19 protein-coding genes are annotated in these 21,078 nt (G+C 40.7%); 12 read left to right on the forward strand and 7 right to left on the reverse strand.

What is annotated here, in order from left to right; translation table 11 throughout:
* Window positions 1-35: 35 nt before the first annotated feature.
* From thiM to HHO41_RS02065, 8 genes are all read left to right on the forward strand, one after another.
* Complete coding sequence (thiM, locus tag HHO41_RS02030) at window positions 36-845, forward strand: hydroxyethylthiazole kinase (protein ID WP_169095138.1); 810 nt, start codon at window positions 36-38, stop codon at window positions 843-845.
* A gap of 13 nt (window positions 846-858) precedes the next feature.
* Entirely contained in the window at window positions 859-1,671 is an 813-nt protein-coding gene (thiD, locus tag HHO41_RS02035; protein WP_169095139.1) for a bifunctional hydroxymethylpyrimidine kinase/phosphomethylpyrimidine kinase, read from the forward strand.
* Between the two features lie 66 nt (window positions 1,672-1,737).
* The gene (gene thiE / locus HHO41_RS02040) at window positions 1,738-2,394 is read left to right on the forward strand and encodes a thiamine phosphate synthase (protein ID WP_169095140.1); all 657 of its coding nucleotides are present in this window, start codon (window positions 1,738-1,740) and stop codon (window positions 2,392-2,394) included.
* Between the two features lie 183 nt (window positions 2,395-2,577).
* Complete coding sequence (locus HHO41_RS02045) at window positions 2,578-2,817, forward strand: hypothetical protein (protein WP_169095141.1); 240 nt, start codon at window positions 2,578-2,580, stop codon at window positions 2,815-2,817.
* Window positions 2,807-3,907, forward strand: coding sequence for a GerAB/ArcD/ProY family transporter (locus tag HHO41_RS02050; RefSeq protein WP_169095142.1), 1,101 nt, complete (start codon window positions 2,807-2,809; stop codon window positions 3,905-3,907). Before HHO41_RS02045 ends, HHO41_RS02050 begins: the two co-directional genes overlap by 11 nt.
* Before the next feature lie 21 nt (window positions 3,908-3,928).
* The gene (locus tag HHO41_RS02055) at window positions 3,929-5,041 is read left to right on the forward strand and encodes a GerAB/ArcD/ProY family transporter (RefSeq protein ID WP_169095143.1); all 1,113 of its coding nucleotides are present in this window, start codon (window positions 3,929-3,931) and stop codon (window positions 5,039-5,041) included.
* Entirely contained in the window at window positions 5,028-6,611 is a 1,584-nt protein-coding gene (locus tag HHO41_RS02060; protein WP_169095144.1) for a spore germination protein, read from the forward strand. The genes HHO41_RS02055 and HHO41_RS02060 overlap by 14 nt, the downstream gene beginning before the upstream one ends.
* Window positions 6,608-7,843 carry a Ger(x)C family spore germination protein gene (locus HHO41_RS02065; protein ID WP_169095145.1) on the forward strand — a complete coding sequence of 412 codons (1,236 nt, stop codon included), beginning with the start codon at window positions 6,608-6,610 and terminating at the stop codon, window positions 7,841-7,843. Before HHO41_RS02060 ends, HHO41_RS02065 begins: the two co-directional genes overlap by 4 nt.
* A gap of 92 nt (window positions 7,844-7,935) precedes the next feature.
* On the opposite strand, the gene HHO41_RS02070 is transcribed toward HHO41_RS02065, so the two are convergent.
* A complete protein-coding gene (locus HHO41_RS02070; RefSeq protein ID WP_169095146.1) occupies window positions 7,936-10,032 on the reverse strand; it encodes a transglycosylase domain-containing protein in 2,097 nt (698 codons plus the stop codon).
* 508 nt (window positions 10,033-10,540) lie between these two features.
* On the opposite strand from HHO41_RS02070, the gene HHO41_RS02080 reads away from it, so the two are divergent.
* The gene (locus HHO41_RS02080; protein ID WP_169095148.1) at window positions 10,541-11,755 is read left to right on the forward strand and encodes an MFS transporter; all 1,215 of its coding nucleotides are present in this window, start codon (window positions 10,541-10,543) and stop codon (window positions 11,753-11,755) included.
* A gap of 340 nt (window positions 11,756-12,095) precedes the next feature.
* Entirely contained in the window at window positions 12,096-12,698 is a 603-nt protein-coding gene (locus HHO41_RS02085; RefSeq protein ID WP_169095149.1) for a cell wall hydrolase, read from the forward strand.
* A 105-nt stretch (window positions 12,699-12,803) separates the two neighbouring features.
* Here HHO41_RS02085 and HHO41_RS02090 read toward each other — a convergent pair whose 3' ends face one another.
* Window positions 12,804-14,093 (reverse strand): FAD-dependent oxidoreductase, encoded by a 1,290-nt coding sequence (locus HHO41_RS02090; protein WP_169095150.1) that lies wholly within the window; start codon window positions 14,091-14,093, stop codon window positions 12,804-12,806.
* A 252-nt stretch (window positions 14,094-14,345) separates the two neighbouring features.
* Window positions 14,346-14,792, reverse strand: a complete 447-nt coding sequence (locus HHO41_RS02095) for a Dps family protein (RefSeq protein WP_169095151.1) — start codon at window positions 14,790-14,792, stop codon at window positions 14,346-14,348.
* A gap of 261 nt (window positions 14,793-15,053) precedes the next feature.
* Between HHO41_RS02095 and HHO41_RS02100 the strand changes: the two genes are divergently transcribed.
* Entirely contained in the window at window positions 15,054-16,022 is a 969-nt protein-coding gene (locus tag HHO41_RS02100; RefSeq protein ID WP_169095152.1) for a bile acid:sodium symporter family protein, read from the forward strand.
* 101 nt (window positions 16,023-16,123) lie between these two features.
* Here HHO41_RS02100 and katA read toward each other — a convergent pair whose 3' ends face one another.
* On the reverse strand, window positions 16,124-17,593 hold the full coding sequence (gene katA / locus HHO41_RS02105) for a catalase KatA (protein ID WP_169095153.1): 1,470 nt from the start codon (window positions 17,591-17,593) through the stop codon (window positions 16,124-16,126).
* 205 nt (window positions 17,594-17,798) lie between these two features.
* Window positions 17,799-18,680, reverse strand: coding sequence for a sulfite exporter TauE/SafE family protein (locus HHO41_RS02110; RefSeq protein ID WP_169095154.1), 882 nt, complete (start codon window positions 18,678-18,680; stop codon window positions 17,799-17,801).
* A gap of 299 nt (window positions 18,681-18,979) precedes the next feature.
* Between HHO41_RS02110 and HHO41_RS02115 the strand changes: the two genes are divergently transcribed.
* A complete protein-coding gene (locus HHO41_RS02115) occupies window positions 18,980-19,288 on the forward strand; it encodes a DUF5658 family protein (protein ID WP_169095155.1) in 309 nt (102 codons plus the stop codon).
* Between the two features lie 52 nt (window positions 19,289-19,340).
* Here the strand turns inward: HHO41_RS02115 and HHO41_RS02120 are convergent, their stop codons facing one another.
* Entirely contained in the window at window positions 19,341-20,498 is a 1,158-nt protein-coding gene (locus tag HHO41_RS02120) for a glycosyltransferase family 4 protein (RefSeq protein ID WP_169095156.1), read from the reverse strand.
* Window positions 20,499-20,531: 33 nt separating this feature from the next.
* Window positions 20,532-21,068 (reverse strand): phosphatase PAP2 family protein, encoded by a 537-nt coding sequence (locus HHO41_RS02125; RefSeq protein ID WP_169095157.1) that lies wholly within the window; start codon window positions 21,066-21,068, stop codon window positions 20,532-20,534.
* Between the last annotated feature and the right edge of the window lie 10 nt (window positions 21,069-21,078).

Raw genomic sequence — 21,078 nt, forward strand, 5'->3', positions numbered from 1 at the left:
ATCTGGCTTTTTAATATGGGAGGAGATACATAAGTATGAATGCGGAAAAATTAGCTTTATTACTGCAGAGAGTTAGAGATGAAAATCCTTTGGTGCACAATATTACAAATGTCGTGGTGACTAATTTTACAGCGAATGGTTTGCTTGCGCTTGGTGCGTCTCCGGTCATGGCTGATAGTCGAAAGGAAGTCAGCGACATGGTGAAAATCGCTAAAGCCCTCGTGATAAATATTGGCACGCTTAATGAGCGGACTGTTGAGGCGATGCACCTTGCCGGGAAAGCTGCAAATCAGCTGAAAATTCCTGTTTTGTTAGACCCAGTCGGAGCTGGTGCGACCCCGTTTCGAACAGAAACAGCGCAAAGCTTAATTAGTGAAATTCAATTTACAGCCATTAGAGGGAATGCGGCTGAAATTGCCAACGTTGCCGGGGAAAATTGGACTGTCAAAGGCGTTGATGCTGGTGATAACGAAGGGGATGTAAGTGAGCTTGTTAAGAAAACGGCACAAAGGCTCCAAACGATCATCATCGCAACTGGTAAGGAGGACATTGTGACGGATGGTGAGACGACCTTTTCTATCAGCAATGGACACCCATTATTAACGAAAGTAACCGGAACCGGATGTTTATTAACCTCTGTTATCGGGGCTTTTGTTGCAGTTGCTGAAAATATGATTGAGGCGTGTGCGGCGGCATTAACAGTGTACGGAATTGCCGCAGAACTTGCCGCATTGAAAACAGCTAATCAGGGACCAGGCAGTTTTCAAATTGAATTTTTGAATCAGTTAGACAAAATCTCAAAATATGAAATCTTAGAGTTTAGTAAAATCGAAAAAATTTCGTAAGGTGGGGGAATAAATGGAAACGAGAAAAGCGTTAACAATCGCAGGATCGGATAGCGGTGGCGGTGCCGGGATTCAAGCGGATCTAAAAACATTCCAGGAACTAGGTGTGTTTGGGATGTCGGCACTCACTGCGGTTACCGCCCAAAACACTTTAGGGGTTCATGGTGTCTACCCATTAACCCTAGAAGCAATCGCTAGTCAAATCGATGCCATTGGTACAGATATGGGCACGAATGCCTTAAAGACCGGAATGCTTTTCAATGCTGAAATTATTGAGATCGTTTCTGCAAAAATTAAACAGTATCAGTGGACAAACCTTGTCGTTGATCCGGTAATGATTGCCAAAGGCGGCGCTTCCTTGTTACAAAATGAAGCAGTTGTAGCGTTAAAAGCGCATTTGCTCCCACTGGCGATGGTGATTACCCCGAACATTCCAGAAGCAGAGGTTTTGACAGGAATGGAAATAAAGACACTTGAAGATAAACAGGACGCCGCCAAAAAGCTAGTAGAGCTTGGAGCAAAGCATGTTGTCTTAAAGGGTGGGCATGATGAGGATCCTATCGAAGCTGTCGATGTTTTTTTTGATGGTCATGAGTTTTCATATTTTACGAGTAAGCGGATTCATACAAAAAATACTCATGGTACAGGTTGTACATTCTCTTCTGCAGTTGCAGCAGGGTTGGCCAAGGGCCAAAGTGTGAAGGAAGCTGTCACGATTGCAAAATCGTTCATTCAAGCAGCAATTGAAGATGACCTTCATATTGGCGCAGGACATGGGCCGACGAATCATTGGGCGTATAACCGTCGGGCTGGGATTGTGCGGTAATCCATTCACGTATTAGGTAGCATAGTCAACCTAGCCCAGTACGATAAAGGAGTTGTTTATATACTAATGAGCAGATTAAGTCGTGAACAAATGATGAAGCTATTACCGCTTTATTTTATCGCTGGAAGTATCAATTGCCCAAAAGCACCAGGTGAAGTGTTAGAAGAAGCAATTGCCGGAGGAATCACTTTGTTTCAATTCCGCGAGAAGGGGACAGGCGCCCACGAAGGACCTGCAAAAAAGGCATTGGCAGATGAGCTTCAGCAAATTTGCCGAGCGCATCATATCCCCTTCCTCGTTAACGATGATGTTGATTTAGCCTTGGAGCTTGATGCTGATGGCGTGCATATTGGACAGGATGATGAAAGTGTTGAAAGTGTTCGGCGTCGGATTGGTAATAAAATTCTTGGAGTCTCTGCCCACACGATGGAGGAAGCGGAGTTAGCGATTAGCCAAGGAGCAGATTATTTAGGAATTGGGCCGGTTTATCCAACGACAACAAAGGAAGATGCCCGCAAAGCAGCCGGGTTTACTTTGATTCAGGAATTAAGAAAGTCAGGAAATCACATTCCGATTGTAGGGATTGGCGGTATCAATCAGGAAAATAGTGCAGCTGTCATTGGTGCGGGTGCAGATGGTGTTTCGGTCATTTCCGCGATAAGCAATGCAGTAGATGTATGTTTGGCTGCACAACAAATCAAAGCTACGATAACAGGTAAATAGGGTTTAACAAGGCGAACAGATTCTGTCAGGGGCAGATTTGTTCGCTTTTTTATATTCATATGAATTTCTGGAAATTGTTGCATATTCATTTCCGAAAAAGTGCACAATAACCAAAAATCGGACATCAGATGAATTGGTATGATGCGAACTGATGATTAAATGGTAGGTTAAGGTGTGTCCTTCATGATTACTTTTGTATATTTGTTCATTTTTGCACTGATGATTAGTGGGATTGTTATGATTGATATCTTTTTGATCCATAAAAAGTTTGAAGAGATGTTTATTTTCATTATCGCCTTAGAAGGGGGAACAAATCGTTGGTGGATTGTGCTGACTTTAGGCATCGGACTATGTATCGCAATGTTTACCGATTTTAAGGAGCATAAGAAAAAGCTCCAAAAGGGTCATGAAAATGGACAATAACAATAATGAGACGCTCTCAATATTACAGTTTTCAATTTTAGTATATGTTTTCATTACTGGGTCAGCAGTTGTGATAGGGATAGGTGGAGAAGCTAAGCAAAATGCTTGGATTGCCATTGGGATAGCCACTGTTTGTGGCATGTTGTTGTTTAGATTTTATCTATGGCTCCTTGAGAGCTTCAACCAGAAAAATCTACTATTGCTTATCGAAACTTGTTTTGGAAAATGGGTCGGTCAAACGATTATTGTGATCTATATATTTTATTTTTTTTATATTGCTGCTCGTGTATTGAGAGATTTTGGCGAACTGATGGTTACGACCATTTATCGAACGACTCCGATTGAAGTGGTTGAAATCTTATTAATGATTGTTGTTGCTTATGTTTTAAAAAAGGGGATTGAGGTACTTGGCCGCACTTCTGAAGTTTTTATTCCTTATGTCATAATCTTTATGATTTTTATTGGGTTGGGAGTTTTGATTACAGGTGAATTGCATTTTAAAAATCTCTATCCAATCCTTGGTGATGGAGTACGGCCAATTTCAAAAGCGATTTTCCCAACTTTAATTACTTTTCCCTTCGGTGAATTGATTGTGGTTACTCTATTATTAACGAATATTACCTTCAAAAAAAAACTCAATAAAATAACAATGTTAGCAATTGGTGTCAGTGGGATAACACTTATTTATACATCCATCATCCAAGTTGGTGTATTAGGCGTTTATATTAAGGAACGAACTAGCTTTCCATTGTTGTCGGCTGCACGGGAAATTTCCTTAATGAGTTTTATCGAACGGGTTGATTTAATTATTGTTTTTACAGTTATGTTTGGAATCATCGTAAAGGTTTCTCTTTTCTTTTATGGTGGATTACGGGGACTTGAGCATATATTCAACATCCCATATCGAAAGCTGGTTTGGCCCTTTGCTTTGCAACTGCCTTTTTTCTCGATTGTTATCAGCCAAAATGTAGTAGAACATGTCAATGAAGGATTGGTTATTGTTCCTAAATATCTTCATTTGCCACTTCAATTTGGTATTCCTGTTTTAATGGCTGCTATTCTTTTGACGAAAAAAAGACTCCAGAAATGATGACTAATGATAGGTGAGTATATGATACAAGTCCAAACGGAATCCATATCACGTGTCCAGTTTTTTGTATTATTAATCCTGTTTAATATCGGAAGCACTTTAATTTTGAATATTGGACAGGAAGCAAAAAATAATGCTTGGCTTGCTATCCTTTTAGCGAGTTTTGGGGGTGTTCTAATCCTCATTTTCCATTTTCGAATGATGGACTTATATCCGCAAATGCATTTGTATCAAATACTTGATTCGGGCTTTGGAAAAATCATTGGGCGCATGATTGGAAGTAGTTATATTTTTTATTTTTTCCTGAGTGCAGGCCTTTCGGTTAGAAACATAGGTGAATTGATGGTCAATACAATTCTTTCAAGGACTCCAATAGAGATTTTTTTGATTACGATGGTGTTGACGAGTGCTTATATTTTATATCTCGGTGTCGAGGTGCTTGGGAGATCTGCAGAGATATTCATTCCATACTGTATCGCCTTTTTGGTTTTTATTGGACTAAGTTTATTGGTTTCAGGACAAATGCGGATTCGATATTTAGAGCCTTTTTTAGGAGATGGAATGGGGCCTGTTCTCCTAGCCATTTTCCCCTACCATATTACCTTGCCCTTCGGTGAACTGGTTGCATTCATGGTGCTTATCCCAAAAATGGCTGCTCAGAAAAAGATGATGAAGTGGGGAATGATTGCCGTAATAGCGAGCGGTGTGATTCTTTGTTGTTCCTCACTGGTGCAAATTATGACGCTTGGTCCGCTCAAAGAAAGAGCTAATTTCCCACTCCTTTCAGCCTCTAATGAAATTTCGTTATTAAACTTTATTGAACGGGTTGACCTGCTCGTTGTGTTCATTATGCTGCTTGGAATGATAGTCAGGTCAACGATCTTTTTTTATGCAGGTTTGAAGGGCTTGGAGCATATATTTTCGATTCCCTATCGGAGCATGCTTCTTCCCCTGGCAATTCTTGTTGCTTTGTCGGGATTATTAATTGGAGAAACCTTTATTGAATATAAGAATTTTGGAAAAAAACTTTCGTATGCAATGCTTCTGTTTCATTTTTTCTTTCCAATCCTATTGTTTGTAAGGGGATATTGGGTTCGTCACAAAAAGGGGGAAACGAAGAGTGAAGTTTTTTAGAAAAAAGCTATCGAGTTTTTTTACCCAAGCGAGGCAACTTGGGGCAGAACAGATTGAGCTTGCAGACTCTGCTACTTCCACGCAATTAGAAACAAATATTGATATCTTTAGGGCTATTTTTGGGGCAACCTGTGATCTTGAAATCCAAGAAATTTTTATGATGCAAACTCGAGGTGTGTTAATTTACTTGAAAAGCATGGTAAATATCGATGAAGTAAGCAATAAAGTCCTTCAGCCGCTTTCACAGCTGAATCAAGCGGAGATATCTGAAGGTCATGTTATCGAGTTAGATGAAGTTCGTAAAAGTATTTGGTCAGGTTTATCTTTTCAGATTAAATCAGATTATCAACAAATTGCGACGGATTTACTAGATGGGTATATCCTCATTATGGCAAACCGTAATGAGCAGGGATACTTATTTTCAATGGGTAATTCGGATTATCGTTCGATAACAGAGCCAACCACGCAGACAGTAATTCGCGGACCAAAGGATAGCTTTAATGAATCATTGCAAACAGGGATGACATTAATTAGGAGGAGAATTAGAAATCCGCGCCTGCAATTCGAGAAATTGACGGTTGGTGCAGAGTCGAGGACAACGATAGCACTTGGCTATATGAATGGGGTTGTTGATGACGGTATTGTTGCGGAGGTACGGAAACGAATTAAGTCTATCAATATGAATGCGGTGTTTGATTCAGGCAATATTGATGAAGCGATTGCTGATGAAACATTTACTCCGTTTCCGCTAATTTTCAATACAGAACGACCCGATGTTGTTGCGGCGGGAATCATTGAAGGGAAGGTTGCCATCTTAGTTGATGGGAGCCCATTTGTGTTGTTGGCCCCGACCGTATTAACGGACTTCTTTCAAAGTCCTGAGGATTATTATCATTCCTTTTTAATTGGTTCGTTTATGAGAATTGTGCGTTACGTTTCGTTTATGGTGGCGATGGTTTTTCCATCTTTATATGTAGCCCTGCTTACCTTTCACCACGAATTAATTCCAACTGATTTGCTGATTAGCCTCCAAGCCCAGCGTCAGGGGGTGCCGTTTCCAGCAGTTATCGAAATTATCTTGATGGAATTTACATTTGAGGTGCTTAGGGAAGCAGGCGTACGCATGCCACGTGCTGTAGGTCAAACCGTTTCGATTGTTGGAGCGCTTGTGCTCGGGCAAGCGGTAGTGGAAGCTGGTCTGGTTTCGAATGTGCTGGTCATTGTTGTGGCGTTTACGGCAATCGCATCATTTGTATCACCCATCTATAATTTTTCGACTCCAACAAGGCTTTTGCGTTTTTTGTTTATATTAACCGCCTCGGTGCTAGGTTTATACGGTGTGTTATTGTCACTAATTTTGATGGTTGCTCATTTAGTTAGTTTGCGTTCATTCGGGGTTCCATATTTAGCGCCAGTCGCTCCGTTTCTTATCGAGGATCAAGGTGATGTGTTTATCAGGTTCCCAAATTGGGCAGACGTGCGGAAACCGAGTTATTTAAAAAGTAAAACCTTGAACAACGGGAAAATACATCGTCCTCTTCCACCTAATAATAGGGGGGGATCAGGTTGAGACGGGGTAAATTGTTTTTGCTCCTTTTGCTAATTCCTATTTTGTTAAGCGGTTGTTGGGATAAAATTGAGCTAAACGATATTGCGGTAGTGACTGGGATTGCTGTGGAAAAAGGTGACAAATATAAATATCGATTTACTATAAGTGCTGTAAATTCTACGGAACTCTCGAAAGCATCTCAGATGGGAAATACAGCAAATACTACTTTTTCCCTCGAGGGGAATTCAGTCTCTGAATTAGCTCGAAAGATGAACGTGGCGATGTCGAGACGCTTAATCTATTCACATACCCGTGTGTTGATTATTGAAAAAAAATTGGCCGAAGAAGGGATTGTTGGCTTTCTAGATTTTCTAGAAAGAAGTGGTGAATTTCGGAATGATTTTAATATTTTAATTGCAGAGGATGCAAAGGCTTCTGATGTTTTAAAAATAACTTACCCGGTTCAAAGAGATCCATCGTTAAAGATACACAGCCAGTTAGATTCATTGCTTGAGGATTGGGGAGGAGACACCAATATTCGCCTTTCTGACTTTATCGTGGCGATTACCGCGAAAGGCAATAATCCTGTTTGTGCAGTAGTCACGATAAAAGGTGATCCGAAAAAAGGTGAGAGGGTTGATAATAATAAAGGTAACGATTTAGGTGCAATCGTAGTTGTAAAGGGTTTAGGAATTTTTAAGTATGAAAAATTGTTAGGCACCCTACCCATTAGTAATACTAGGAATTATTTGTGGACACAGGATTTGAAACAGACGGACATAACGGTTGCCTGTGGAAGCGATGAAACCAATAATAAGCTCTACAATGATATTCAAATTGTTTCGAGTGTCTCGAAGCTGAGTACTCGATACCATAATGGGAAGGTTGATTTAATTGTTAAGATTACCGGTGAAGCAAAGTTAGTGGGGACACAATGTCAAGCTTCACTAAAAGAGCTGAAAACCTATAAAAAATACGAAAGAGATTTAAATAAGCATATTGAAGCTTCTATAACGGGCACGATTAAAAAGATTCAACAGGATTTTAAGGTAGATGTATTCGGATTTGGTGAATACTTGGATCGCAAGCAACATAAGACATTTACGAAACTCGATAAAAACTGGGATGAGTATTTTAAAGACGGCACTGTTAAGGTAGACTCAAATATCTTTATTAGAAGGACTGGCGTTCGCAATGACAGCTTTATAACTGAAGTCGAAAAAATGAAGCGGGATGAAAATGTAAAAAAGTAGCCCGATGAAAAACATGGATTGGATGTTTAATCATCGGGCTATAATTTTATTGTGTCTTCACTAAGAATAAGAAAAAGTCAGATTTTTACCGGTTAATTTGTTAACTCTCCGATTTGATCAATGAGTTTTACCGTTACATCGCGCAGTAGCTGAAGTCCTTCTTCAACATTCTGCTTCCATTTTGGACTTTCCTCGGCAATTATCTTTTCAATTTCCTTGGCTTTTTGTTTAACCTCTTCAGCCTTCTCCTTAATAGCTCTGTTGGTGTTTTCCTTTTCGGTGAGCTTAGTATTGACTGAGACAGTTCCAAATTCTCCTTGCTCGATGTAAGGGAGGGACTGCTCGATGATGGCCTTGAAAATTGGTACAACTGTATCTGAGCTGCTATTTGGCAAATAATGCTCCCGGTCGGTTAAATCATAACCGAGCCATACCGCGCCGACAATGGTGGGGGTAAACCCTACAAACCATTGATCTTTCGTTCCGTTAATATCCGGATAAGGAAGTTGGGTTGAACCAGTTTTGCCGGCAATTTGAACATTTTCAAGCTTCGTACGCTGACCTGTGCCACTTTCTACAACATTGAGGAGCATGGAGGTCATCTCGTTTGCTACTTGTTTTGAAGTAACTTTCTTCGTTTTCGGATTACTTTCGGCAATCACTTTTCCTGTTGGACCAACGATTTTGGTAATAAAGTGGCTGTCGGTTCGTTTCCCCTCGTTGGCAAAAACCGAATAAGCCTCTGCTAATTGTTTTGGTGAAATACCTTTATGCATCCCGCCTAGAGCTATCGCTAAATGTTCATCTTGTTTTTCGTATGGAATGCCAAAGCGTTCAAGGGCGTTCAAGCCTTTGTCAACACCTATTCTATCCAACAGCCAAACAGCTGGTAGATTGACAGAGTTCTCAACCGCTTGATACATTGGAATTTCGCCTTGGTAGGTGCGTGAAGCATTTTCCGGCTGATACGTTCCAAACGATAACTGCTGATCGACAAGCATCGAGGTCGATTTATAACCTTCCTCAAGAGCAGGCGTATATACTGCCAACGGCTTCATAGTTGAACCAGGCTGAGCTTTTAATTGGGTTGCCCGGTTAAAACCACGAAACACATAGTCACCACGTCCACCAACTACCGCACGAATTCCTCCTGTTTTCGGATCTAGCAAAATCCCACCACTTTGCACGAGGGTAGAACGATCCTGACCTCTTGGAAACAGGGAGTTATTGGCATAGACCTTCTCTAATGTCGACTGCAGATTTTGGTCCATTTCCGTATAAATATGGTAGCCGCGCGTAAAGATTTCATCTTGAGTTAAACCAAACTGGTTAATCGCTTCATCTAATACTGAATCGACGTAATATGGATAAGATCTTTCAATATAGCTTCCGCCACCATCCTCAAGCTTAATTTGTTCATTTTTAGCAGCTTTATAGTCGGTGTCCGTTATCATTCCTAATTCCTTCATCTTCGCAAGGACGACATCACGGCGTTCAATTGCCCGATCGTAATGCTTATAAGGGTCACGGGCCGATGGTGATTGCAGTAAACCAGCAAGAAGTGCAGCTTCACTAAGCGTTACTTGCTCTATCGGCTTATTAAAATATTTCTTTGAAGCAGAACCAATTCCCCATGCACCGCTGCCAAAATAAACTTGGTTTAAGTACATTTGCAGGATTTCGTCCTTCTCGTAATGCTTTTCAATTTCAATCGCTAAAAATAGTTCTTCTAATTTACGTTTATACGTTTGTTCAGGTGAAAGCAGAGCATTTTTCGTTAATTGCTGCGTTAGGGTACTCCCGCCACCAGTGATTTCAAGGGCGAATAAATTACTGAAAAAGGCACGTGCAATCCCTTTTACATCAAAACCGTTATGCTCATAAAAGCGTTCATCCTCAATCGCCACAACAGCATTTTTTACATGGTTAGGGAGTTGTTCAACCGTAATTCCCTTTGTCCGATTGGTAGATAGGTTACTAGCTACTTCTCCATCTTTATCATAAATAATCGTTGCTTGGCTTAAGCCATCCTTTAAAGTTTGGACATTGGCTCGACTGGCCATAAACGCAAAAAAGGAAATGGTCAATAAAATAAAGACCAAAACAAGCAATAAAATAATCTTTGTCAGGTGATACTTTTTCCATAAGTGCACAATTGAATCACGCAAAGAAAGAATAAGCTTCTGCATAATCGTTCTCCATACTTCCTATAATTTATTTCATTAATTGTACTCTCACAGGAAGCACTTGGCAAAGAAAAAATGCAGCGCATTAACGCAGTGGGGGACAGTCCCCCACTGCGTTAATGCGCTGCAGCGTGTGCTCGTTATGAATTGATTTGTTCCCAATCGCTGTACAGGCCGCTGCCGTTGCAGCCAGGGCAGTCGTAAGGATTGGTGTAATAAACAAACTCATTTACGGGGAATGAGTGAAAGCCCTTACCATAACAGTCCGGACATTTATTTTGCGTTTTCATATTGTTTACGTGGTTTTCATAACGTGATTCCTTCCATTGTTGGTAAGCATCGAGCAAACCCATGACCTCACCTCAACTTTTTTCATAGTATGGTTTACCAGTGGAAAATTTATACTCCATTGAAGGTCTAATTAATATCATTAGTAAATCGAAATACAATAAGATAAAATAGTCATTGTTATTCAAAATCACAGAAGATCATTAACGAGAAGAGGACGATTATGAGTCAACAAGTCGCAAAAAAATCAGCAGAGCTCAGCCATGTGAAAGAGAAAATCTGGACGAAAGACTTTCTACTGATTTGTTTGGCTAACTTTTTTATTTTTCTAGGCTTTCAAATGACATTGCCGACCATTCCGTTATTTGTTGAAGAACTCGGTGGGAATGATCAAATGATTGGTTTTGTTGTTGGTGTATTTACCTTCTCGGCCTTATTGTTGCGACCATTTGCTGGTCATGCTCTAGAATCAAAGGGAAGGGGTTTGGTGTATTTAACAGGACTCGCTATCTTTGTCCTTTCAGTAGGAGCATATGGGTTTGCAACAGGAATTATGTTTTTATTAGTATTGCGGATTATTCAGGGAGTAGGGTGGGGCTTTTCAACAACAGCCTCAGGAACGATTGCCACCGATTTAATACCGCCAAAGCGCCGTGGCGAGGGGATGGGCTTTTATGGTTTATCAGGAAATGTCGCTATGGCATTCGGCCCTTCATTAGGATTGGCTCTCGCAGGCACGATTAGCTTTAAGATGTTATTTTTCATTTGTGCTGGTCTCGGACTATCAGCGCTGTTATTAGCAGTCAATATAAAGTACAAAAAGGTTGAAAGACCCGCAGCGCATTCGCCTGCAGCAGCTGTAAGTGGAAAAAAGCTTGATTTAATTGAAAAATCAGCGTTGTCACCGTCACTGTTACTATTTTTCAATACCGTGACGTTCGGGGGAATTGCCACATTTCTTCCATTGTATACTGCGCAAAAGGATATTTCGGGGATTCAATGGTATTTTCTTCTTTACGCAATTGCTTTAATGCTGACAAGAACATTTTCAGGGCAAATTTATGATCGAAAAGGTCATAAGGCGGTTTACATCCCCGGAGCATTATTAATCATCGTTGCGATGCTGCTATTAATGTGGCTGCCGAATAGTGTAACCCTATATGGTGCTGCGATATGTTATGGATTAGGATTTGGAACGATTCAACCGGCCCTGCAGGCCTGGTCAGTTGATCAAGCTCCACCACATCGGAAAGGCATGGCGAACGCCACCTTCTTCTCATTTTTCGATTTGGGAATTGGGATCGGGGCGATGCTGTTTGGAGTAATTGGACAAAGATTAGGTTATGAGAGCATCTATTTAACTTCGGCTATATCCGTTCTCATATCGATCATACTGTATCTTATTATGATTACAAAAAAACGTGAAAGCTTAACATAATCAACTCTTAACGCTTTTCCTGGGACATGGGGAAAGGCGTTTTTTTTGTAAAATAAAGATTGTTTCTGGTCTGGAATGGTAGAGCCACCGTTTACTTCCATTTTTCTTGTTACATTCCTGAAATAGTTTGTTAAGAAGATTCCTGATGGTGGGACTAAAGGAGATAATTGTAAATTTTTATTAATTGGTAGAAAACTCCACATTAAACTCTAAACCTATTAAAATCTAGCTTTTTTAAGCTGATTTTTCTATCCCAATTTTTGGATAATGAATTCAAATATTACAGATGTTAGCCTACTAGTAGAGCAAGACAACAAGATTACTAGGAGGTTTTATCATTATGAAAAACATGAAGAAGCTAGTATTAGCATCTATTTTATCATTATCAGTATCTATGTTTGCGGCTAATCAAGAGTCAGAGGCTGCTGGAACCCATGTTGTCCAATCGGGTGAAAGCCTATATAAAATCGGGGTAAAATACGGTGTGCCTGTGGCGGCAATCAAAAAGGCCAACAATCTAACAAGCGATATGATTTACCCAGGCCAAAGCTTTTCAATTCCGGATTCAACTGTCTCAGCGGCTGATAAGGACCTGATGGCGCGCCTAGTATATGCTGAGGCCAAAGGAGAGCCCTATGCTGGTAAAGTCGCAGTAGCAACAGTTATTTTAAACAGAGTCGATAGCCCTGACTTTCCTAACACAGTCCGAGATGTCATTTATCAAATTTCTAGCAGCGGTAGCTATGCGTTTACACCTGTAAAAACGGGTTCGATAAATCAAGCGGCAGATGCCGAATCGCAAAAAGCAGTCAACGAAGCACTCGCGTTTAGAGGCCAAGGAAATGGGTCGGTTTATTTCTATAATCCTAATACGGCAGTAAGCCAATGGATTTTTTCACGCCCAGTGACGGTAACAATCGGTAACCACCGCTTTGCAAAATAATCTATATTAACAAAGCCTGCACTCCGAAATGGAATGCAGGCTTTTCGCTATTTTGATATGGCTTGTGCCTGTCGCCCCTAGGCGAGCCGTTTTAGCTTTTCGATATTAGCTATATTGTGGACGTAGTTTCGAGCGTTTGTTGACGTGCTGTTCGGCACTTAATGCAGCAATCGCCCCGTCAGCAGCTGAGATAACGGCTTGCTTAATCGGCGTTCTGCGCGCATCGCCCCCGGCAAATACTCCATCAACATTTGTACGTAAATAGTCATCGACGATAATATAGCCTTCTTCATCGCGTTTGACAGTATCTTTCAGGAAGTCTGTACCAGGCATCATTCCGCCTAAGTATAGGAAGACCCCATCGACATCCCAAGTTTGCTCCGCTTTTTGGTCATCAAGAATGACGATTTTCTCAACGCTGTCAGTTCCTTGAATTTCTTTTAAGCGATAGCGCTTGTAAATTTCGACATTTGGCTTGCTTTCCAATCCGGAAAGGTCGGCTTCACCTTTAACCTGGGCAAGAGGAACTAATAGTTTAACGGTTTTACAATATTTAGAAAGAACTTCAGCTTCGTGAATGGCTTCTTCGTTATCACCAATTACAGCAACAACACGGTCTTGATAGAAAGCAGCGTCGCAGGTTGAGCAGTAGCTAACGCCACGACCTGTAAACTCTTCTTCACCGGCTATTTTACTTGAAGGTGCTTTTGCTCCTACACCGATAAAGACGCTCTTCGCTTGAATTGTGCCCTCTGCAACGACAATTTTCTTGATTTCTTCAGTAAAATCAACCGAAAGAACGGTAGTACGCACGAAATCTGCACCAAAATCCTTCGCTTGAGCTTGCATGCGTGTTAATAATTCTAGCCCTGTAAGCTCTTCGCGAACGCCAGGGTAGTTGGCAATTTTGTGAGTAATCGCTAGTGTACCGGCTTTTGGAGCCTTGTCGATCACGAGTGTTTTCAATTTACCACGCGCTGCATAAACAGCTGCAGATGCTCCAGCTGGACCACCACCGATGGTAACAAGATCATACACCTCATTCAATACATCCGCTGTCACGGGCTTGAAAATTGAATCAGCATCACCTTGTTCTTGAGGTGCTGCTGTAGTCGCAGTTGCGTTAGTTGAAGCTGCAGCTGCAGCAGCTTGCTCATCGGTAATTCCCAATAGCTTTTTCAACTTTTTCTCTTGGAAGCCTAATACAAGCTTGCCATTGATTAAAGTTGCAGGTGTTCCCATGATTTTTCTTTCTCTTAATTGATCGAAATATTCCTTATGAATCGATGCATTTCGTTCTTCATATTCGAAGCCCCAATCTTTTAGGGCAGCTTTTACTTTTTCACAATGCGGGCAGCCAGTGCTGCTGTATACGATGATTTCAGGTTTTGACATAGTGTGTGCCTCCTATTATTAAGTAACGATTATTTTCTTCCTTTAGGTAAAAATAATGCTTGCTTATTCGTTGAAAATTAGTGATGAATTTTTAAAGTTATTGTTATTTTGTCCTATTTTTTAATCTAACGTAATCATAGTATAGGTCAAAATTAAAGTCAATCCTTTTTAATAATTATTATAAACAAAATCATCTATTTGACAAAAAAGCCCAACATATTTTGTATGTTGGGCTAAGATGTATGAATAAATTTAAATGGATTTACCTAAGTATGCGGTTAGCATCCAAACGTGTTTTTCAAGACCAGAGTGGATGGCAAGAAGCATATCGCCAGTTGTTTCATCACTTAATTCTGCAGCAAGGCTCATGCCTTCCTTTAATTCACCAATAATAAGCATGAAATCATTGATAATCGCTTGAACCATTTCTTGAGAAGCTTCAGAACCATTTGCCTCTTGAATCGAGGAAAGTTCAAGGTTTTCTCTCATTGTTGCGACTGGAACGCCACCAATTGCTAGCAAACGCTCGGCGATTTCATCTACGTGTAACGCAGCTTCATTGTAAAGCTCTTCAAATTTTACGTGTAGAGTGAAAAATTGTTCACCCTTCACATACCAATGATAATTATGTAATTTAACATACAGAACTGACCAGTTGGCGATTTGCTTGTTTAAAACATGAGTAAGTTGATTCTTCATTTATAAGCCTCCTTATATTCAGTACATAAATAAATACGCCAAAACCGGCGGTGATTCCTATCACATCTAACATAATTATATGACGACTTTGTGAATCCTTTAGCCGAGTGGGGGACAGTCCCCCATTGCGTTAAAGCGGTAACAGAGTGGGGGACAGTCCCCCATCACACTAAAGAGAGGCGTTTTTCTCTGTTCAATTCCTATTAATTGGAGTAAAATGTTTTTTATAATTTTTCGACAAAATCACAGGAGCGATTAAGCATGCTTGTTTCAATAAACAGAGTACTTGAGAAAATGATGCCAGTCATTACACCTGTTAGCGTCATTATTGGAGTACTCCTGACAGATGGGTTAAAGTCCTGGTCGTTTTTAGTACCATGGATTTTCGCTGTAATGACCTTTATCGGTAGCTTGGGTTCAAACTTTAAGTCTTTAAAAGATGCTGTTAGTCATCCGCTGCGTTTAATCACGGTGTTACTCATTCTACATGTCATCATGCCGCTATGGGCGTTATTGCTAGGGCATGTTACTTTTAGCGGTGACGTTCACACCATTACCGGGATTGTCCTAGCGAGCGTAATTCCGACGGGTATTACCAGCTTTATCTGGGTTTCAGTCTATAAAGGAAATTCTCCTTTGGCGTTAACGATCATCTTAGTAGATACATTTCTATCACCATTTATCGTTCCATACAGCGTTTCATTATTTGCAGGTGAAAAAGTCGCTATTGATACATTCGGCATGATGCAAGGCTTGCTTGGGATGGTGGTTATTCCTTCATTGTTAGGTATGATGTTGCATGAATTGACCAAGGGTAAGGTCAAGGAAAAGCTAGGTGTACCGTTAGCTCCTTTTTCAAAAATTGGTCTAGCAGCTGTTGTCATGATTAACAGCTCGGTGGTAGCACCATATTTAAAGCACTTTGATTTGAAGCTTTTAATGATTGCCGCATTATCACTCACAGTTTCCGCATCAGGCTACATGATATCAGTAGCAATTGGAAAGCTGTTGAAGTGGGGAAGAGAAGACGTCACCACACTCATGTTCACAGGGGGAATGAGAAACATCAGTGCAGGTGCAGTCCTTGCTGTGGCATATTTTGTTCCTGCAGTCGCCGTCCCCGTTGTGATTGGAATGCTGTTTCAGCAGGTTCTAGCTTCCATCTTCGGCCACTTGCTGCATAAGTCATACAAAAAACCTATATTACACAAGCAGTACAAAGGTGCCTAACATAACAATATCAAGGCCGGAGGAAGATATCCTCCGGTCTTTTCTGCTTTAGTGCAGTGGGGGACAGTCCCCCACTGCACTAAAGCGCTAAAAGCGAAAATTCACTTTTGGATTTCAGATGGTACTGGTATTGATAGACCCAGTCCTTCAGCGACGCGTTTGCCGTATTCTGGGTCAGCTTTATAAAAATGACCGATTTGGCGCAGTTTAATTTCATCTTTTTCAACTGGCTTCATTGCCGCAACAATGTTCGCAACAAGGCGAGTCCGTTCGTCAGCGCTTAATAAGCGATACAAGTCACCAGCCTGAGTATAGTGGTCGTGGTGATCATAGCTCACACTATCAGCGACACCGCTAACAGGGAATGCCGCTTGCTTGTTTTCAGGTGTTTCCACTGGGCCGCCATAACTATTTGGCTCATAATTAATCTTGCTGCCACCATTGCCATCAAAGCGAGATTGTCCATCGCGCTGATAATTATTTACCTCAACCTTAGCTCGATTGATAGGCAGTTGATTATGCTGCACACCAACACGGTAGCGATGCGCATCAGCATAAGCAAATAATCGTCCTTGTAGCATTTTATCAGGTGAAACATCAACCCCAGGCACCAAAGTACCAGGTGAGAAGGTAGCCTGTTCAACCTCGGCAAAATAATTCTCAGGATTGCGATTTAACACCATTCGTCCTACTTCGATTAATGGATAATCCTTTTGTGACCAAACCTTTGTCACATCGAATGGATCAAATCGATACGTATTGGCGTCCTCTAAAGGCATGATTTGCACACAAAGCTTCCAAACAGGAAAATCACCAGCTTCAATCGCATTAAATAAATCTTCGATGTGATAATCCGGATTTTCTCCAGCGATTTTCGCAGCCACATCTGGCGCTAAATTTTTAACACCTTGCTCCGTTTTAAAATGGTACTTTATCCACACTCCATCACCATCAGCATTTGTCCATTTGAAGGTGTGGCTGCCGTAACCATTCATATGACGCAATGTCGCTGGAATACCACGGTCAGACATTAAAATCGTCACTTGGTGGAGCGATTCCGGTGATAATGACCAGAAGTCCCAAACTGCATTAGGATCTTTTAGATGAGTTTGCGGGTTCCGCTTCTGGGTATGGATAAAATCTGGAAACTTGATCGCATCGCGAATAAAAAAGATAGGCGTATTATTTCCAACGATATCGTAATTGCCATCTTCAGTATAAAATTTAATCGCAAAACCTCGTGGATCACGAACAGTATCACTTGAGCCTAATTCACCGGCAACAGTTGAGAATCGGGCAAAGACCGGTGTGCGTTTACCTACCTCATTAAAAACTTTTGCTTTTGTATATTTACTTAAATCATTTGTTACTTCGAAATAGCCGTGAGCACCAGCACCTTTAGCGTGAACAATGCGTTCTGGAACACGTTCACGATTAAAGTGAGCCAATTTTTCCAATAGGTGGACATCCTGCAATAATGTAGGTCCGCTTTGACCAGCAGTTATTGAGTTTTGATTATCACCAACTGGAGCACCCCAGCTTGTTGTTAGTCTATTTTCATTGTTTGTCATTAGTGGTTCACCTCGTAGTATATTTTGGGCACCTCTAAATGATAACAGATTTCAATTAAAAATCAATACTAAATTATAATTATTATAAATAAAATAATTGATCAATCAATTACTCATTCTATAACAAAATGCCGCATTAAAGCGCTGGGGGACTGTCCCCCAGCGCTTTAATGCGGCAAACTATCATAGCAGTAAAATCCAATATTTATACTTCTTCATATTGGATTTTGTATTTTTTAAGGTTAGCGATTACGTAGATAACACCTATGATCCAGAACCCAATTAGCACGCAGTAGACGATAGCAGTCGCAGAGGAGGGGATGTTAAAGGTTGATAATATCGTTCTCACATTAGTGAGAATGATCATTCCACCAACCAAGATTCCGAGCAGATGCGATGGAATAATTTTCACGAGCCATGCAGCAATTGGTGCTGCAATAATTCCTCCGATCATCAACGCAAACACCCACATAAAATTGATCTGACTCCATCCTAGTGATATGAAAAATCCCAGCGAGGAGCATATCGCGATGGCAAACTCACTTGTATCAACGGAGCCAACCACTTTTCGCGTTTCGATATTTTGCTTCGATAACAGTACGGGCGTCGCAATCGGTCCCCAGCCCCCACCGCCAGTAGCATCAAAAAAACCGGCAATAAATCCTAACGGAATAAAGAAACGTTTATTTACATTCTTTTGATTTTGCGCCACGGTAACTTTCTTCTTGAATAAAAATCGGTAAATAACAAAGAAGCCTAATCCTAACAAAAATACTGAAACATATGGCTTTATAATATCTCCCGGTATGCTTCCAAGAAATAAAGCTCCAAGAAAAGCGCCGATTGACCCGGGAATGATTAATTTTTTCACAATGCCCTTATCAACATTTCCGAAGCGAATATGGGACACGCCTGAGGCAGCGGTGGTGACTACTTCTGCCAAGTGGACCGAGGCCGAAGCTGCGGCTGGGGCGATGCCGAACATTAATAACAGTGAAGTAGAGGTGACGCCATACGCCATTCCAAGCGACCCATCAACTAATTGCGCGCATAGCCCGATAATCGCAAGAACAATTAGCTTTCTCAAACAAAACAACTCCTTTGACGTTTAGCCTTAGTCAAATACTTCTGATAACCAGTAAATCATTCAGCGAATGATGATAACCTACGTATTGAAAAAGTGATTAGCTAGGCATTTTTACCCCATGATATGAAATCAATCAAAAGGGGGTCACTTGTTCACTGTAAATTGGGCATCAACAAAATATGAATTCAACATCCCCAAAAACGAAATTATGCGTTATAATGAAAAAATGATGTTCTTAAAAGAGAACAAACCAAAACTCAAAATCCTCTCATCCCCAACACTATCGAAAGGAGATTACGATGGTTTACCTTTTTCATTATTTATCTCTATTAAATTTAATTGATGGCGTAATCACTTTTTTGGGTCTAGAGTTTTCCGTCATTGGGGAAATGAATCCGATTATGGACCAACTATATCAATTGCATCCGTTACTTTTCATCACCGTAAAAATAACCCTATCGCTATTCCTGTATTTATTTATTTTCTTCAAGCAAGTCCCAAACAGCCAAGCCTCCAAGGGTGTTACTTATCTTGCATCAGGACTGTATACTGTCATCTTTTTCCTTCATAGCTTTTGGGTTTTGGAATTCATCAATTTTTATTTTTAACATGAAAAAAAGCCGGATGTGAGATTCCGGCTTGTAAATATTCCAAGGTCGTTTAGGCAAATATTTTCTGTTCTGGTCGAGCTTTGAGAATCGCCGAATAATGATCCAACATTTCATCGAAAATCTCATCCCATTTTTGTGTCAGCGCATAATTTCGAGCTTCGTGCCCCATCTGAGTTCTTAACCCTTTATTAGTTAGCAGTTGAACGATTCCTCTGGTAAAATCTTCAACGTTTCCCGGTTCGCATAAAATACCCGTCATACCAGCTTTAACTATATTCTTAACACCGCCCGCATTTGCTCCGATAACGGGAGTCCCGCTCGCAAGCGCTTCAAGCGCAACATTTCCAAACGTTTCAGTCGGTGATGGAAACACAAACAAATCAGAGGCACAATAGGCTTCAGCCAAGGCTTCACCATTTAAATAGCCAGTGAAGGTCATATTCGAGGCAGCTTCCATTTCTAAGTCCTTTCGCAATGGGCCATCCCCAATGATTAACCACTGCAAATGCTGATTTAAATCGTACGGAAGTGCTTTTGCAACGGCCATCAATGTTTTCAAATCTTTCTCGGGAGCCAATCTGCCTACATACGTCAGCAAATATTTTTTCTCAATCCCCAAGCGAGACCGAACCAACTTGCGATCATAACTCGGATGGAACAATTGGCAATCGACACCATGGGGCCATTTTTCAAGATTGGTAAAGCCGTGGCGATTTAACTGATTATACGTCACATTAGAGGGGACAAAAACCTTTCGAAATGGGCGGTGGAACCAATGCATGTATTTCCACAAATATTTTGAAAGAAATTGAAGGTCATAAAATTGAAGATAATAGTCAAAGTCCGTATGATAGGACCCAACGAGGGGAATGTTTAATTTTTTAGCAAAATAAACACCGCATAGGCCAATATTAAATGGTGTTGCAATATGGATTAAATCGGGGGCAAAGCTTTCGAGCTCAGCCTTTAATTGGAACATATTTGGAAAAGCTACGCGGCATTCAGGATATAGAAAAAAAGACATGCTTTTAAAGTGATGAATTTGGTCTGAAACATATTCATGGCCCACCTCGGCTTGTTTTGGTACTGGTGCAAATACTTTGAAGGTTATTCCTTTCAAATTCAAATAATCTGTAAAAAGCTTTAATGTATTGGCAACTCCATTAATATCTGGATAGTAGGTGTCGGTGAAAAATGCAATTTTCATTTTAGCGCCTCCTTAGATAGCATTCTAGTCATATTACAAAAAGCTGTTGATAAAATAAAAACAGACGGCGCCGATGGTTGACCCAAGTATTCCGCCAGCCATTACATCAGATGGATAGTGGAGCCCCAAATACATTCTTGAGAGCCCAACACATATTCCAGCAGGTATCAGTAGGAAAGAGAGTGCAGGTGCAAATAATACAAAAGGAATCATCACAGAAAAAATAGCGGTGGTATGACCAGATGGAAACGAATGATCCTTTAATGGATTTCTAGGAATATTGATTTTATCCAGCGTCAAATAAGGTCTTTGACGTGGGTATAGCTTTTTAATAAAATGAACCGGAATATGGCTTAAGGAAAGGGAAGCTGCGCTTGCAACGGCAATCCACTTTAGATGAACTGGTAAAAGGATAAGGAGCAGCAACGTCACAGAAATCGTAAAACCTGCACCACCACAATGGGTAATACTCCGAAAAAACAGATTAAGCAACCGTTTTTCAAAATGACGATTGATCTCCTTAAATACCCTGCATTCAAACAAATAAAATGAATTTAGTAACCTACTCATATGAGGCTCC

Origin of the sequence: Bacillus sp. DNRA2, assembly GCF_012843265.1 — a bacterium.
GTDB lineage: Bacteria > Bacillota > Bacilli > Bacillales > Cytobacillaceae > Bacillus_BU.